The organism is Cohnella algarum (genome assembly GCF_016937515.1).
Lineage (GTDB): Bacteria > Bacillota > Bacilli > Paenibacillales > Paenibacillaceae > Cohnella > Cohnella algarum.
On sequence record NZ_JAFHKM010000002.1, the window covers coordinates 2,253,491 to 2,268,630 of the forward strand.

The window sequence follows — 15,140 nt, forward strand, 5'->3', positions numbered from 1 at the left end:
AATGCCTCGACCGAAACCCGTGACCTTGCAAACGATCGCCGACGAGCTGGGCTTGTCGATTCATACGGTTTCCAAGGCGCTCCGGGGACTGCCGGGCATGTCGGAAACGACGCGCAAGGAGGTCGTCGACCGGGCGCGCGAGCTCGGCTACCGGACGAAAGAACAGGAGGCCGGAATTTCCGCCGAACGCATTCCTTGGACGCATGCGAAGCCCCGGCGTTTTGCGATGCTGATCGTCGGCGACTCGGACTTTCATCATATGCAGATGGAAGGGGTGCGCCTGCGCCTGAACGAGCTTGGCCATTCGCTGTACCCGCTGCTCGTGCCCGCCGCCGTTTCCGAAGGAGCGGGGCTGGAGGAATGGCTGGAGAAAAACGGGCTGTTTTTCGCGGACGGCCTGTTTCTTACCGCGGCCATTCCGGAGCGGATGGAAGCCGAGCTGCTCGCGCTGCCGATTCCGAAGGTGCTGCTGAACTACCCTCCCGATCTGGCGGAGGTGGACAGCGTCATTTGGGATGTGGAGCATGCGATTCACCGGTCGATGGAGGAGCTGTTCGATCACGGCCATCGCCGCATTTTGTATGTCGGCCCCATCGGGCCTACGCGGGGGTTCCGCCTGAGGTGGAGAGCCTTCGAGTCGGCGACGGCGAGGCTCGGACTGGGCGATACCCCGGACCCCCGCGACCATGCGACGTCTTCGCCGGACGACCGGGCGGCCTGGATGCAGGAGCTGGGGGACAAGCTCGGTACCGGGCGGTACACCGCCGTCATCAGCGCGATACCGGGCTTGGCCGAATGGGTATGCGTCGCGGCCGACTTCCTGAAGCTCGAGATTCCCCGCCATATCTCTCTCGTAGGGCTGGAGCACGAGGCGATCCCCCATTTTCCCGGCATGACGAGACCGCTGCTGCTCGTCCGGGAAGCCGGGGAGCGGGCGGCGGAGCTGATGCTGCGAAGGATCGCCAATCCGCAGCTGCCGTATGAGCATGTAAGGCTCAGAGGCGCGTTTTCTAGAGGCAACACGGTCGGGCGCCCGGCGCCTTGAAGTGTGGCACTGAATTCCTCCTATTTGAGCCGCCTGTTCAAAGGGAAACGGGCGAGTCGTTTTCCGGCTATGTGCTCGCCCGGCGGATGGAAAAGGCGAAGGAGCTGCTGCTCGAAGGGAACAAAGTGTTCGATGCGGCCTGCGCTGTCGGCTACCGGGATATCAGTTATTTTGCCCGTGTGTTTCGCAAATACTGGGGCGCGGCTCCGAGCGAATTAAAGAAATGAAATGACTAAACATCCGAAGGAACGGGTATACTGACATAGGGTTGTTCTCGGTCTTTAACAAAATGATTCGCGGGTAATTTCCTTTTTCGCTCGAGTGTGGTACAATAAGAACCATTAAGATAGCGACCTAGCGAATTCACATATCGTAGAGGGTTATTCTTTAAAGCTTAATTAATAACCTTGTACAATATGTGATTTTTTATTTCCAAAGGAATGCGAAGATCACGTAAATTATTTAAGGTGGTAATGTGAAATGGAAACAGGAACAGTAAAATGGTTTAATGGCGAGAAAGGCTACGGCTTCATCGAAGTCGAAGGCGGCAATGACGTATTCGTGCATTTTAGCGCGATCGTTGGGGAAGGCTACAAAACGTTGGACGAGGGCCAACGCGTTGAGTTCAACATCGTGCAAGGCAATCGCGGCCCGCAAGCCGAGAATGTCGTAAAACTGTAAGAGCGAAACGCCAAAAAAGCCCCGAACTATCGTTTGGGGCTGTTTTTTTTTCGCCTCCGCAGGACAAAATCGCCTAGAAAGAGGGATCGGCATGTACAATTCGCGAAAAAAACCGTTGGAAGAAGTACCGACCGAATTAACCCCGATATGGTCTTGTTCGAACGAAAACTGCAACGGATGGATGAGGGAAAACTTCGTCCTTTCCCCGGTTCCGGTATGTCCCCAATGCCAGTCTGACATGCACAAGGACGAAAGAATGCTGCCCGTGATCGTAAACACGAGTTTCCCTTATCTCAGAAGCTGAAAAATGGCGTCGCGCGGCAAAAGACGGAGATTATCCGCTTTCGGCCGAGGCGGCGTTTTTTTTTTCGGCATCCTCCCGACGATCTTGGTTTCGAACCGCTTTCCGGTTGACAAAACACCATGAACCCCTATGATATCGCTTAACATTTGCCATCGTTTTTCGGCATCGGGCATATAATGGCAGAGTGTCGTCTAATGGGGTGGCATTCTCATGGAAAGAAGGAAAGCGCAACATGAACGTAATCGATCAATTGCTGGCGGAATGGCTGGGCGAGTTCGAATGGCTGCTGCGGATCCTCGTCAGCGCGTTTCTCGGATTTTTGCTCGGGTTGAACCGCACCCACAAGCATAAGCCGGCCGGGGTCAAAACGTACATGTACGTAACGACGGCTTCCACTTTGATTACGATCGTTTCGATCCAGAGCGTAGTCAGATATTCGAACATAGAAGAGCATGCGATGATGGATCCGATGCGGCTTGCGGCGCAGATCGTGACGGGGCTTGGTTTTATCGGAGCCGGCATCATTTTGAAGGACGGGGCGCGGGTGATCGGCCTGACCTCGGCCGCGATGATCTTTTTCGCCGGGGGCGTCGGCATCGCGATCGGGGCGGGATTTTATACGGTCGTGTTATTCTCGCTGCTGGTGACGATGTTCTTTGTCAGACTCGGAGAGATGACCGAAAAGCGGAACAAGACGAAGCCGAACGCGAACGGTTCGGATTCGGAGACGCTGGAGTGAGCGGCGTCATATTTCGAAAAGCGATCGGACTTCCATTGCGGCGCGGGCCGGGACGGCAAGGGGGAAAACGGATTGAAAATCAGGCTCGGGTACGTCGGCGTCGAGGATACGATGGAATTCGTCACGGGCATCATCCGGCAAAACGCCGAGTTTGCGTGCGTTCCCTTTCTTCATGAACGATTCGAGGACATCGGAACGATCCTGTCGAAGCACGAACGCGACGTCGACATGTGGCTTTTCTCCGGCCCGCTTCCGTACCGAATCGCGCGTGAGCAAGCTCCGCATGTCCGGCAGCCGATGTTTTACGTTTCCTTTAACGGAACGGCCCTATACCGGACGCTGTGCCGGCTTTTCTACCGGGAGCGGATCGACATCGGCCGGTTGAGCTTCGATATGTATGCCGAGGAAGAGCTGGCGAAGGTCGTCGGCGAGCTGATGCTGGGCGAAGTCGGCCGGCTGCGCGTCAAGCCGTACGGCGGATCGTATCGCGAGCTGATCGATTTTCATCATGAGCTGTGGCGGCAAGGGAAGACGGATTACGCGATCACGTGCGTCTGGTACGTGCAGGAGCGGCTCAAAGAGCTCGGCGTTCCCGTGCTGAGGGTCGTTCCGACGGAATCGTCGGTACAGACGGCGCTGTCGGAGGCTTCCCGGACGTGGGAGGCGCTCCGTTACATGGATTCGCAAATCGCCGTGCAAATCGCGGAAACGGACCCCTACGCCGGAATCGCGAAGGACAGGCACGGCTCCGACGAGCTGCTCCGCATGGACCTTGCCGTGAGCGAATCGCTGCTGGATTATTCCAGGCGGGTGCAGGGATCGCTGAAGACGATCTCGCCGGGGCGGTACGCGATTTTTACGACGAGGGGCATTCTGAAGGAGGTCACGCGGCATTTTACGCAAGTGCCGGATTTTCCGGAGCTTCAAAACCTGGGGGCGGGGCTGACCTGCGGCATCGGAATCGGCCGGACCGCGTACGAAGCGGAATTGATGGCCGGACACGCGCTGATGCAGACCCGTCATTACGGCAAAGGCTCGTGGACGGTCGCGTTCGACGACAACACGGTAACCGGTCCGCTCGGCCGGGCGGAGCAGCTCTCCTATGCGTATTCTGCCGACGGGCTGCGGGAGTTGAGCGGGCAAACGGGACTGAGCGCGGCGACGCTGGGGAAAATCGAAGCGATTTTGAAGAAGCTGCAAACCGATGTCATCCATTCGAACCAGTTGGCGCAACAAATGCGCATTATGCCGCGGAGCGCCAGACGCATTCTCATTCAGCTGGAAGCGAGCGGCCGTGCGGTCGTGGTCGGGGAAGAGACGCCGAGCGCGAGGGGGAGGCCGCTGAAGCTGTACAAGGTGACGTTGACATAGGATGCCGGATATTCGTTCGTTTTGGGAGGTTAGTTGACATCGGTCCGTTTTTGTCCTAATATACGGTCATGACCTTTAATCAGCCGAAAATAAAAGCTGACAAACGAACCGTTTGGCCGTCAGCGTGTCATTCTATTTTACGCCGCAAAGAAGGGAAGCCCTTATGAATATTCTCGCGCTCAAGCATTTCTCGTTTGACGACGAAAGCGCCATTGCCGGCTGGGCGGCCCGGAACCGCCACCGGCTGCAGGTGCTCGACCCTTCCGATGCGGCGGAGTTCCCGCCCGGGACGGATTTCGGCATGCTGATCGTTTTGGGCGGTCCGATGAGCGTGTACGAGGAGGATCGGCATCCCTGGCTCATCCGCGAAAAGCGGTTCGTCCGGCAATGCGTCGAGGACGGCAAACCCGTTCTCGGCATTTGCCTCGGCGCGCAGATGCTGGCGGAGGCGCTGGGCGGAACCGTGCGCCGGAACGACCAAAAGGAAATCGGCTGGCATCCCGTCCGGCGAACGGCGGAGAAGCATCCGATCTTTGACGGCATGCCGGAGACGTTCGTCAGCTTCCAGTGGCACGGCGATACGTTCACGCTGCCGGAAGGAGCGAGGCGGCTGGCATACTCGGAAGCCTGCGGCAATCAGGCTTTCGCGTACGGCGATCGCGTGCTCGGGCTGCAGTTTCACCTGGAGACGACGCCGGCCTGCATCGGAACGATGCTCGACGTCTGGGCGGACGAGCTGGCGGCTAAAGCGCCGTACGTTCAGGCGCCCGGCGACATCGCCGCGCAGACGGGGCGGAGCCGGGCTTCGCATGCGATGCTGAGCGGCATTTTGGATCGGCTGACGGCGGTTTAACCTTCGATATAGCGAACGGGTACAGTCATCATGAGGAGAGGTTAGCGCAAATGGAACTCGGTTTGAACGGTATTTGGACGATGCTCGGCGCGATTTTGGTGTTGTTCATGCAGTGCGGATTTATTTTGCTGGAAGCGGGCTCGACCCGCATGAAAAACGCTGGCCACATCGCGGGCAAGACGATTTTTACGGTCGGCATCGTTTCGATCGTGTTTTGGGCGGTCGGCTACGCGTTCATCTTCGGCTCCCAAGGCAACGGCTTTTTGGGGTGGGGCGATTATTTCGGGTTCGACGCGACGAGCGTGCCCGATGGGTCGACGGTGGCGCCGACGGTGCTGTTTATTTTCCAGCTGTCGTTCGCCGCCATCTCGATGTCCATCGCGTGGGGCGGCTTTGCCGAGCGGGCGAAGCTGTCGGTCTATTTGATTTTCGCGATTTTGTTTTCCGCTCTCGTCTATCCCGTCGTCGCGCACTGGATTTGGGGCGGCGGCTGGCTGGCGGAGCACGGCAAGCAGGATTACGCCGGCTCGACCGTCGTGCACCTGACGGGAGCGATGGCGGCGCTCGCGGCCACGCTGCTGTTGAAGCCCCGCATCGGCAAGTATAACAAAAACGGTACGGCCAACGGCATGCCGGGCCACAATCAAGTGTTCACCACGCTTGGCGTCATGATTTTGTGGATCGGCTGGTTCGGCTTCAATGCGGGCAGCACGCTTTCGGCGGGCGACGGAAGCTTCTTCGGCTTCATCGCGATCAACACGCAGCTCGGCGCGGCCGGCGGAGCGGTCGCGGCGCTGATCGCGAGCTGGGTTCTGCTCGGCAAGTCCGATATCGGCGCGATGCTGAACGGCGCGCTGGCCGGCCTGGTCGCGATCACGGCGTCTTGCGCGTTCGTCGAGTCGTGGGCGGCGATCGCGATCGGCCTCGCAGCGGGCGTCCTCGTCGTGCTGAGCATCCGGTTTTTCGAAAAGCGGCGCGTCGACGATCCGATCGCCGCCCTGTCCGCGCACGGCACGGCCGGCGTATGGGGCACGCTGTCCAACGGGCTGTTCGCCACGCCGGAGCTGGCGGAACGAGTCGGCGTCGGCCGGCCGGGGCTGTTTTACGGCGGGGGCCTTGAGCAGCTGGGCGTTCAGGCGCTCGGCATCGTCGCTTGCGGTGCGTTCGCGTTCGCCGTATCGTACGTCATCCTGTTCGCGCTGAAGAAGACGATCGGCCTTCGCGTGACGGAGGAGCAGGAAATCGTCGGTCTGGATTTGAGCGAGCATGGCTCCTACGGTTACCCGGAGCAGATGAAAGAGATGGCGAGAAACTGACTTCTGGCCCGAGCGCTTCATTTTTGTCCAAAACCTCCGCTCCCGCGGTTTCGCCGGGCGGAGGTTTTTTTTCTGCGGGGGCATCTCCCTATCCGCTCCGGATGTCGGCTCGGCTCTCCGCGACTCGGTTGAGTCGTGGCGACTCATCTCGTCCCGCCAACCGCAACATGCAGCCCTCAGTTGAGTAAATATTACCCATCTCACCGCCTCCGCCCGCCCGCTGACGCTCCGGTTGAGTCGTGGCGACTCATCTCGTCCCGCCAAGCGCAACATGCAGGCCTCAGTTGAGTAAATATTACCCATCTCACCGCCGCCGCCTGCTCGCGAACGCTTCGGTTGAGTCGTGGCGACTCATCTCGGCCCGCCAAGCGCAACATGCAGGCCTCAGTTGAGTAAATATTACTCGTTTCGCCGCCTCTGCCCGCCCGCGAACGCTCCGGTTGAGTCGTGGCGACTCATCTCACCTCCAGCGATACGCCGATGAAAGGCGCCTTTTTCCGAGTCCTGGATTATGCAGAATGTAATTCAAATTACTGAAACGCAGGCCTTCGTTTGATACGATGAAGTCGCCAGCCGTTTTGTTTCTTTACAGGCGAAAGCCGGCGAAAAACGCGAAGGAAGAAGGTTGCAGCGTGCATAGAGAAGAAGAAAGGAACATGTCGGGAGGAAGACGTGATCTCGGCGTTGCCATTCTGCTGGTCGGATTCATGACTTTGGTGTTCGCCGCGTTGGGCGCGTTCGGGGGAGAATAGGGGCGGCCTTCCTCTAGTTCCCCCGAACGGGCACGACCGACCCGAAACCGGACTCACTCCGACTCCGGCTCCGTCAGCATTTTGACCGCCCGGATGACGGCTTCCGGATGGTTTTGCGGGATCATGTGCGCGACGTCCGGCAGAACGAGCAGCTTCGAATCCGGCAGTTGCCGGTGCAGTCGGAAGCTGTGCTCCTTGGTTTCGAAGGGGTCGTCGTCTCCAACCGCGATCACGAGTGGCGCGCGGATTTCGGAATAGCGGCCCATGATTTCTTTTGCGGCGGGAACGAAGGCGAGGACGTCTTCGCGATTGGCTTTGAACTGCGAAGGACGAAGCCAGTACGCATGCGTCGCCTGGCGATACCCTTCGGGAACGGGCTCGGGCTTGAAGGTTTCTTTTAAAATGTTGTCCGCCAGCGGGGGGCCCAGCACGGCGAGCAGCATGTTCATCGCGACATCCCCCAGCACCGGCGTCGTGACCAGCGTTGAGATCGGATCGCCTTTCTCCGCCGGATAGCCTTCCGGATACAAGCCGGCGCCCAAGGTGACGATTCCCGACAGGTCGTCCGGGTAATCGAGCGCATACGCGAGCACGAGGACGCCGCTCCAGGAATGCCCGACCAAAATCGGCTTTTCCACGCCGAGAGCTTTCAGCGCTTCATGCAGCAGCCTTGCTTGCGTTCGCGGGGTGACGTTTTCGTCGCGCGGCCTTTCGCTATAGCCGTAGCCGGGGCGATCGAAGGCGATGCCGCGATAACCGGCGGACGCCGCCAAATCGATCGTTTCCCGAAAATCATTCCCCGTCAGCACCCCGCCGTGGAGGAATACGACCGGTTTCCCCTCTCCCTTGCTAATATAATGAAGCTTTATTCCTTCTGCGGTTACGAACTGTCCGGTCGGAGGATAACCCGCCTCGGCTTTCCGAAACTTGTATTGGCCGTACAAATAAAGGGCTGCAAATAAAACGATAACGGCCGACAGAACGATCATCGCTCTTTTCCTCCTTCGTTTGGCTGTCGCGGCGTGTTTTTTCATCATGCACCTCATATGTTGGAATGGCATAACATGAATACACTATTAACATACCAAATAGTATGTTGTGGCTGTAAAAATTCCCGCAGTCTCCCTGCGAGAACGGCTTCAGGGCTTTGCGGCCGCCACCCCCGGCCAAAGCGTTCTGGAAATCGTACGAATAAGCGCACGCAAGCGGTCCGGACTCGGATCGATCATCCATTCGACGAGAACGCCTTTTAACAGCGCATCGAACATCAGGGCGACCGATTCGGGATCGACATCGTCCGCCACGTATCCTCTCCGCTGCATCTCGCCAAGGAGGACCCCGACTTGACCGATCAGGCGGCGATGCAGCTTCTGCAGCCGTTCGCGCACTTCCGGTTCGCGGCTGGACGCGACGAATTCCAAAAACAGCCCGGAATTCTCTTCCCCCGGCACCAAACAGACGAACTGCGATTCCAGCCAGCCCTCGAGTTCCGCCATCGGATCGGCCGACGACAGGATGCGTTCGACCTGTCCCGGAAGCCATCGGGCTTGCTGCTCGAAATTGCGCTCCAGCAGCGCTAGGAACAGATCCTGCTTGCTCGAGAAATGCCAGTATACCGCGCCTTTGCTCAGCCCGGCGTGTTCGGCCACCTTGTCCAGGGAGGAGTTCGCATAGCCGCTGGCAGCGAAAACGCGGGCCGCCGCCTCCAGCACGCGGGATTTCGTATCCGCCGGTCCGCTATCGGAGGCCTGCCTTGATTTAAACCACTGCCGCATCTCTTCCTTATTCCCTAGATGCCGGCGAACGGCCGTCCAATGCACGCCGGCGGCTTGCGCGATTTCGGCGAAGGTGATCCGGTCGAACGGCTTCGTGCCTGCCAGCCGCCCGGCCGCTTCGTAAATTTTGTCCCGAACCGTCAATAGATTCACCTCGCAATGTCCGTATTTTTGTAACATATAAATACCACTCGGTATGTAAATAATATAATGCATCTTTCCTCCAGGTTCAAGCGGGGAGGGAGCGGTCAACGGAGCAAGCCGCAATAGAATTGGAACAACCCCGTTAACAACGCCGAAAAAATGATAAACTGTAACTATGCGCTAACGACGTTAACGGAAAGGCGGAAACGAAATGCTATACTCGTTTGTCATCGAGCCTCTGCTGTTTGTCGAGTTTGAAAACGAAGAGGAACAGCTGGACAAATGCAAGGACTGGGGCCTGATTTCGGAAAAAGCGACGAAAACAAAATCGTTCTATTATCGGGGCAACGGCTTGAATGAGAGCTGCCGGATCGTCGGATACGCCGACAGGACGGTCGCCGTCATCGAATTCGACAACATGCAGCGGCATTGCATTCACGCGGCATACTTGAAGGAGATGCAGGCGGCGAATTTCGGCCAGCGCTATGCGGGCAAAGCGGAAACGGAATCCGGCGAATCGCAGGACATCGAAGACGGCGGAGCGGAGGCGGTGTCCGGGGAGTCGCTGACGCAGGCTCCGGAGAGCCCGACCGAGGCAGCGGCGGCCATGGTCGAGACGTCCCCGGTCGCGGCGGAGCGCCCTTCCGGGGAGCCTTCTCAAGCCGGGCGGCCGAAGGAGGAAGAATCCGCGGCGGAGAAGCCGGTCAAAGGGAAGGCTCCCGCCAAACGAAAGAAGGTCGAGCTGCCGGAGGAAAAGGTGAAGTTGGTCGCGACTGTCAAGGAGTTTGCGTCGGTGCCGAACTATTTTGCCGATAATGACGACGAAGTGATCGTGTACGAAGCGGTGGCGATCGTCGATCCGGAAATCGAGCTGGGCGAGGCCTGGTCCAGCTACAGCGCCACGCTGAAAAAGCTGGAGCTTGCCGAAGGAGACCGACTGACGTTCGAAGCGAAAGTGATCGCCAAAAAATTGACCAAGCACCCGGTGCCTTACAAAATCAACAATCCTTCAAAGATTCAAAAGGTCGGCCCCTAAGCGCCCCTGAGCGGGGCCTTTTTGCTGCGATAAAGGCCCCCGTACTTCGGAGCTGAAGCGGATGAAACTTCGCGGCGCTTCTCCCGGGTTCGAAGCCGGCGCCATAGCGCCTTTCCTTATCATGTTATAATAATTTACACAAAATCGGTCGAGAGAACCGGATTTGTCCGGATTTTCGCGTTTAAGACGATTGAACGCGCGATTTCCCCTGAAAATGTTATGAAAGGTAACGCGATTTATTGACAACGGGAAGACGGAGGGTTACAGTAAGAAATAAGTACAATATAGTTGTTAGTTTATAGGATGTGCTTTAGAATTACAGGGAATTTGTCTCTGTTTTCTGGCACATTTTTATTTTTTGTTAGGGGGGGATTTGTCGGAAGCTGTCGGCTTGGCCTGAAGGAAGTTGAACGCAACGAACAAACCGGAAACGAGACCCGAACTCAACTAAAAAACGATTGGAGTGGAGTACGCTGATGAAGAAAAAGTGGTCGCTGCTTGCCGTAACGGGAATCGCTCTCGCCATGCTGTCCGCATGCGGCGGAGGAAATCAGGAGAATGCCTCCTCGTCGGGAACGGGCGAGAGCCCGAGCGCGAGCGCAGCGGCATCCGAAGAGACATTGACGTTCCAGATGGGCGTCGAGCCATGGGTCGGCTACGCTCCCTGGTGGATCGCGCAGGAGCAAGGCATTTTTGAAAAATACGGCCTGGACGTAACGGTCGTCAACTTCAACCAGGACTCCGACATCAACGCCGCCTTCGCGTCCGACAAAATCAAAGTCGCGAACATCGCCACCCATACGGCAATCAAGATGGTGGGCAACAACAACCTCGCGCTGAACGGCATCATTCTGCTGGATGAATCGAATGAGGCGGACGCGATTCTCGCCGCCGGCAACGCCCAGAGCATCGCCGACTTGAAAGGGAAGAAGGTCGCCTTCGAGGAAGGGACGACTTCCGATCTGCTGCTTCGCCAGGCGTTGTCCGACAACAATATGACGATCGACGATGTGGAGGTCGTCTACATGCCGGCCTCCGACGCGGGACTTGCGCTTCTGTCCGGCAATGTCGACGCCGCCGTCACGTACGAGCCTTACATCTCCACGGTCAAAGCCAAAGGCGACGTGCAAATGCTGTACTCTGGCGAGAACGCCCCGGGGCTGATCAGCGACTTGACCGTCATTAAATCCGAGTACATGTCCGAGCACCCCGAGGTCAAAGACAAGCTGCGGCAAGTATGGGACGAGACGATGGCTTACTGGGAGAGCAACCCCGACGAAGGCAACCGGATCATTGGCGAAAAGACGGGCGTCGACGTCGCCGAGCTTCCGGTCATCCTCGAAGGCCTGCGCTACTTTACGTCGGAGGATCAACTGCAGATGGCCGATTCCGGCGAGTTCCTGGAGACGGCCGCCAACATTCAAACCATCCTCACGAATCAGAAAGTGCTGGATCAGCAAGTAGATTTGAACCAGATGTTCCAGTTAAAATAAGAAAAACGCCGTCTTCCGGCCGGGCCCTCGGAAGGAAGACGGCTATCGAGAGGGGATCAGGCCCATGCACAGCGGATCGAGTACCTTCCCCGTCGGCAAGCTGGCGATATTGCTCGCGGTTCTCCAGGATCACGAATGGCGGAAGAGCGTCGAGCAGGAATTAATCGCGGGCGGCTATAAATTCACGATCGGTCGGGTCGGCGCGATGGATATGATGAAGGTCATTGCCGCCATCGAGACGGCGGCCAAGAACAACCGAATTATCGACAGCGAATCGTACCGCGAAGTGCATGCGGTCTACCACGCCATTATCGAAGCTCTGCAGGGCGTGGGAAGGGGAGAGGTGCAGTTCGGCAATATTCTCCGTACGGTCGGCCTCACCTTCTCGATCGTCCGGGGCAAGTTCGCAAGCACCGTTCAGCATGAGGGAGAATGGGTGGCGGTCGCGGTTTACGGTACGATCGGAGCGCCCATCAAAGGCTTCGAACACGAAACCATCGGTTTTGGTTTTAATCATATTTAATTTAATTGGGGGATGCCCGTGCGCAAATATACGCTGCTCTCCATCGCAAGCATCCTCGTCGTGCTCGCGGTATGGTCCATCGTAACCTATTCCAAAATGATCGATCCGCTGTTCCTTCCTACGCCGGGCGCGACCCTGAACGCCCTGCGCGAAGAGATCGACGAAGGCATCTTCTTCACGGACGTCGGCGTCAGCTTCTATCGCATTCTGATGGGCTTCGTCATCTCGACGATTTTCGCGGTCCCGATCGGCATGATGATGGCGACTTCGAAAACGTGGCAAGCGATTTGGGAGCCGCTGATCGGCCTCATCCGCTACATGCCGGCTGTCGCCTTCATTCCGCTGTCGATCCTGTGGTTCGGCACGAGCGATTTGCAAAAGTTTTTCATCTTGTTCCTCGGCGTCTTCTTCCAGGAAGTCATCATGATCGCCGACAACTGCAAAACCGTCAACAAGTCTCTCGTCGAAGTCGGCCATACGCTCGGGTTCAGCAAGAGCGAGGTTACCCGCAGCATCGTTTTCCGCGCCGCCCTGCCCGGCATGGTCGACACGTTCCGGACGACATGGGGATGGGCCTGGACTTACCTGGTCGTGGCCGAGCTGGTCGCCGCCTCCGAAGGCCTCGGCTTCCGGATCATTCAGGCGCAACGCTACCTGAGCACCGACCGGATCGTCCTCGGCATTCTCGTCATCGGTCTGTTCGGCTTGATTACGGATCAGCTGTTTGCTTGGCTGTACCGCAAAATGTTCCCGTGGAAAATGTTGGAGAAAGCAAAGGGGTGACCGAAGATGGCCTTGCAATTGGTTCAAGAGCACACCGCGGACAAGGAAACGATGCTGTACGCTGAAAACGTATCCAAGACGTTCGCGAGCAACAAGAAGGAGATCGTCGCCCTCGAGAGCGTTCATATCACGATCAAACGGGAAGAATTCGTCTCCTTGCTCGGCCCGTCCGGCTGCGGCAAATCGACCTTCCTTCGGCTGGTCGCCGGGCTGGACGAAAAGACCGACGGCGTTTTGACGCTGAACGGAACGCCGATCGTCGGCTCGGGACGGGATCGCGGCGTCGTGTTTCAGCAATACAGCTTGCTTCCGTGGATGCATGCCTGGGAGAATGTCGCGTTCGCCTTGAAGAAGTCGAAGGGGCTGAGCGCCGCCCAGAAGAAGGAAATGGCGCATCACTTTCTGGAGCTGGTCGGCCTGAAGGGCTTCGAGAACCATTATCCGGCCCAGATGTCGGGCGGCATGCAGCAGCGCGTCGCGATCGCCCGGGCGCTTGTCTATCGGCCGAAGCTGCTGCTGATGGATGAGCCGTTCGGCGCGCTGGACGCTCAGACCCGCCGCGATATGCAGGATTTGCTCATGCGCATCCGGCAGGAGGAGAAGTGCAGCGTGCTGTTCGTCACTCACGACGTGGATGAGGCCATTTACCTGTCGGACCGCGTTTATATGATGAGCGCGCATCCGGGCCGGATCGCGAAGGAATTGACGATCGACATCCGCAAGCCGCGCGACTGGAACGACATGCTCTCCGACCGGTTCGTCCATTACAAGCGGGAAATCGTATCTGAACTGGAACGGCAGAAATCGCTCAAGCACCAAGCCCTTCAGGCTAAGACTTCAACGTGACGAGGTGAATGAAGATGTTGAAGATCGTGGGAAGACACGAACTGAACGCCGCCCAGGCCGAGGCCGGAGCGGCCGGGCAGGAACGCCGGGAGGCCGTCCTGCACATAATAGAAGAAGTCAGGCGCGACGGCGATGCGGCCCTGCTCCGGCTGACCGAGAAGTACGACCGGGTGGCGTTGCCGCGGCTGGCGGTGACGGAGGAAGAATTCGCGGAGGCGTACCGGGCGCTCGATCCGGACGTGCTGGACGCGCTTCGGCAAGCGATCGCCAACGTTCGCGACTACCATGAGCGCCAGATGCGGGAGTCGTGGATGACGACGAAGGAGAGCGGCACGATCATGGGGCAGCTTATTCTTCCGCTGGAGCGGGTCGGGCTGTACGTGCCGGGAGGAACGGCGGCTTATCCGACCTCCGTCATGATGAACGCCGTTCCCGCGCTCGCGGCCGGCGTGAAGGAGATTGTCATGACGACGCCGCCCGGCAAGGACGGCAAGGTGAACCCGGCCGTGCTGGCCGCCGCCGCGGAGCTCGGCATCCGCGAGGTGTTCAAGGTCGGGGGAGCGCAGGCGATCGCCGCTCTCGCGTACGGCACGGAAACGATCCGCAGAGTCGACAAAATCACGGGCCCGGGGAACGCGTTCGTCGCGGCGGCCAAGCGGGAAGTGTTCGGGCAAGTGGCGATCGACATGATCGCGGGGCCGAGCGAAGTCGTCGTGCTGGCCGACGAAACGGCCGACGCCGCCTACGTCGCCGCCGATCTGCTCGCCCAGGCGGAGCACGATCCGCTCGCTTCCGTGACGCTCGTGACGACGTCCCGGTCTCTGGCCGAAGAAGTGCGGCGGGAGGCCGCGACCCAGCTCGAGGGGCTGGACCGGCGGGAGATCGCCGCGAAGGCGCTGGAGAGCTACGGCGCGATCTGCGTCGCGGCGAGCCTCGAGGAGGCGATCGAGATCGTCAACGAGCTGGCGACGGAACATCTTCAGATCCAGATTCGGGATCCGTTCGCGCATCTCGGCGCCATCAAGCATGCGGGAGCGATCTTCATCGGCGACGACAGTCCCGTCGCGATCGGAGATTACTTCGCAGGCACGAATCACGTGCTGCCGACGGGCCGGACGGCGCGGTTCTCTTCGGGGCTGTCCGTCGACGACTTCCTGAAGAAAACGAGCTTCGTCCGCTACAGCCGCCGGGACATGCTCGAGAACGGGCGCCAAATAGCGGCCCTGGCCCGATTCGAGGGCTTGCAGGCGCACGCCCGGTCGGTCGAGCTCCGGCTGGAGCGCTCCTGAGGCCGCGAAGCTTGCGTTTCTCTGTTCCGTTCTCTCGCTTCGTTAGCGGCGCGCAACCGAGCAGTCTTTCGCCGGGCGGCCGAGCGGAACGCAAGACACCGAAAGTCTCTTCCGTTTTTTATCGTTTGACAGGCCCTTCCCTTTAGCTTCTAGTTGCTTTCGGCCTTCCTTGGCCCAACTTGATTCTTTG

15 protein-coding genes and 1 pseudogene are annotated in these 15,140 nt (G+C 58.7%); 14 read left to right on the forward strand and 2 right to left on the reverse strand.

Annotation, left to right across the window (positions count from 1 at the left end; all coding sequences use genetic code 11):
* Nucleotide 1: 1 nt before the first annotated feature.
* From JW799_RS10235 to JW799_RS10270, 8 genes and pseudogenes are all read left to right on the forward strand, one after another.
* Entirely contained in the window at nt 2–1,045 is a 1,044-nt protein-coding gene (locus JW799_RS10235) for a LacI family DNA-binding transcriptional regulator (RefSeq protein ID WP_080831730.1), read from the forward strand.
* Between the two features lie 9 nt (nt 1,046–1,054).
* Nucleotides 1,055–1,272: pseudogene (locus JW799_RS10240) on the forward strand (helix-turn-helix transcriptional regulator); the annotation flags it as partial.
* A 253-nt stretch (nt 1,273–1,525) separates the two neighbouring features.
* Complete coding sequence (locus JW799_RS10245; protein ID WP_080831728.1) at nt 1,526–1,726, forward strand: cold-shock protein; 201 nt, start codon at nt 1,526–1,528, stop codon at nt 1,724–1,726.
* Between the two features lie 91 nt (nt 1,727–1,817).
* Nucleotides 1,818–2,030 (forward strand): cold-shock protein, encoded by a 213-nt coding sequence (locus tag JW799_RS10250; protein ID WP_080831727.1) that lies wholly within the window; start codon nt 1,818–1,820, stop codon nt 2,028–2,030.
* A gap of 232 nt (nt 2,031–2,262) precedes the next feature.
* Nucleotides 2,263–2,769 carry an MgtC/SapB family protein gene (locus JW799_RS10255; RefSeq protein ID WP_080831726.1) on the forward strand — a complete coding sequence of 169 codons (507 nt, stop codon included), beginning with the start codon at nt 2,263–2,265 and terminating at the stop codon, nt 2,767–2,769.
* A gap of 72 nt (nt 2,770–2,841) precedes the next feature.
* The gene (locus tag JW799_RS10260; protein WP_080831725.1) at nt 2,842–4,140 is read left to right on the forward strand and encodes a hypothetical protein; all 1,299 of its coding nucleotides are present in this window, start codon (nt 2,842–2,844) and stop codon (nt 4,138–4,140) included.
* A 163-nt stretch (nt 4,141–4,303) separates the two neighbouring features.
* A complete protein-coding gene (locus JW799_RS10265; RefSeq protein WP_080831724.1) occupies nt 4,304–4,993 on the forward strand; it encodes a type 1 glutamine amidotransferase in 690 nt (229 codons plus the stop codon).
* Nucleotides 4,994–5,043: 50 nt separating this feature from the next.
* Nucleotides 5,044–6,309, forward strand: coding sequence for an ammonium transporter (locus JW799_RS10270; protein WP_205429640.1), 1,266 nt, complete (start codon nt 5,044–5,046; stop codon nt 6,307–6,309).
* A gap of 805 nt (nt 6,310–7,114) precedes the next feature.
* Here JW799_RS10270 and JW799_RS10275 read toward each other — a convergent pair.
* Nucleotides 7,115–8,050 carry an alpha/beta fold hydrolase gene (locus tag JW799_RS10275; protein WP_080831722.1) on the reverse strand — a complete coding sequence of 312 codons (936 nt, stop codon included), beginning with the start codon at nt 8,048–8,050 and terminating at the stop codon, nt 7,115–7,117.
* Between the two features lie 150 nt (nt 8,051–8,200).
* Complete coding sequence (locus JW799_RS10280; protein WP_176220554.1) at nt 8,201–9,016, reverse strand: TetR/AcrR family transcriptional regulator; 816 nt, start codon at nt 9,014–9,016, stop codon at nt 8,201–8,203.
* Nucleotides 9,017–9,191: 175 nt separating this feature from the next.
* Here JW799_RS10280 and JW799_RS10285 point away from each other — a divergent pair, with 175 nt between their 5' ends.
* The 6 genes from JW799_RS10285 to hisD all read left to right on the forward strand — a co-directional run bounded on the left by JW799_RS10285 (nt 9,192) and on the right by hisD (nt 14,950).
* Nucleotides 9,192–10,016 (forward strand): hypothetical protein, encoded by an 825-nt coding sequence (locus JW799_RS10285; protein ID WP_080831720.1) that lies wholly within the window; start codon nt 9,192–9,194, stop codon nt 10,014–10,016.
* A gap of 476 nt (nt 10,017–10,492) precedes the next feature.
* Nucleotides 10,493–11,509, forward strand: a complete 1,017-nt coding sequence (locus JW799_RS10290; protein ID WP_080831719.1) for an ABC transporter substrate-binding protein — start codon at nt 10,493–10,495, stop codon at nt 11,507–11,509.
* Nucleotides 11,510–11,573: 64 nt separating this feature from the next.
* Nucleotides 11,574–12,032: a hut operon transcriptional regulator HutP gene (hutP, locus tag JW799_RS10295; protein WP_080831718.1), complete on the forward strand. Its 459-nt coding sequence runs from the start codon at nt 11,574–11,576 to the stop codon at nt 12,030–12,032.
* 18 nt (nt 12,033–12,050) lie between these two features.
* Nucleotides 12,051–12,815 carry an ABC transporter permease gene (locus tag JW799_RS10300; RefSeq protein WP_245809587.1) on the forward strand — a complete coding sequence of 255 codons (765 nt, stop codon included), beginning with the start codon at nt 12,051–12,053 and terminating at the stop codon, nt 12,813–12,815.
* A 6-nt stretch (nt 12,816–12,821) separates the two neighbouring features.
* Nucleotides 12,822–13,661: an ABC transporter ATP-binding protein gene (locus JW799_RS10305; RefSeq protein WP_080831716.1), complete on the forward strand. Its 840-nt coding sequence runs from the start codon at nt 12,822–12,824 to the stop codon at nt 13,659–13,661.
* 8 nt (nt 13,662–13,669) lie between these two features.
* Nucleotides 13,670–14,950, forward strand: coding sequence for a histidinol dehydrogenase (gene hisD, locus JW799_RS10310; protein WP_080831715.1), 1,281 nt, complete (start codon nt 13,670–13,672; stop codon nt 14,948–14,950).
* The last annotated feature ends 190 nt before the right edge of the window (nt 14,951–15,140 follow it).